Raw genomic sequence first — 576 nt, 5'->3', positions numbered from 1 at the left:
CAGTCACTGCTTTCCCCTTTCCCTGGGAATCGTGGACCAGTCCGAATGACCAGCCCCACAACTGCGATTTTACCGCCGAACACCGACACCCATACGACGAAACCAAAACGCGCAGCAACTATTTCGGAACCACCACGGCTTACCAGCCGTCCTCGTCCCAGGCCTCACCCGCGTAATAGGGGTCCCAATCAGCCGGCGCCATCGCCGGATATCGCCGGTTAATGTCATCCATCACCGGCTGAAGCCGGACGGCATACGCCTCATAGTGGTGATCGCACCGGTAATAGGCATCCCCACTCCCAGAGAGCGTCGAGCGCGCGAAGACCTCGCCCTCGCAGCCGTCCGGCCCAGCCAAGCATTCACCGTCGCCATAAACCGCCATGATGTTCCCCTTCCGAAACAAGTGAGCCCGCCCCAATGGCTTGCCCCAACACCAGTGACACTACCGTCGCCCACCGACAGACAAGAAGAAGAAGAAGAAGAAGAAGACCCGTTCCGCCTCAACAGATATCGAACCCCCACCCGACCCCGTGCCGGGTGGGGGTTCGAGGGGTTTGCCAGCCACCGGGTCAGATG

The 576-nt window shown here is 60.6% G+C and carries 1 protein-coding gene; it reads right to left on the bottom strand.

All coding sequences use genetic code 11. The features are described from left to right. Positions 1-139 precede the first annotated feature (139 nt). The gene (locus BST14_RS28255; RefSeq protein ID WP_051641717.1) at positions 140-382 is read right to left on the bottom strand and encodes a hypothetical protein; all 243 of its coding nucleotides are present in this window, start codon (positions 380-382) and stop codon (positions 140-142) included. Positions 383-576 lie beyond the last annotated feature (194 nt).

Origin of the sequence: Mycobacterium arosiense ATCC BAA-1401 = DSM 45069, assembly GCF_002086125.1 — a bacterium.
GTDB lineage: Bacteria > Actinomycetota > Actinomycetes > Mycobacteriales > Mycobacteriaceae > Mycobacterium > Mycobacterium arosiense.
Note: the sequence above shows the minus strand (reverse complement) of the source record. Positions and strands in the feature narration are given on the sequence as shown.

Bases quoted from the DNA above. Each gene is read 5' to 3' on its own strand.
- BST14_RS28255 (WP_051641717.1), bottom strand. From the start codon at position 382: ATGGCGGTTTATGGCGACGGTGAATGCTTGGCTGGGCCGGACGGCTGC.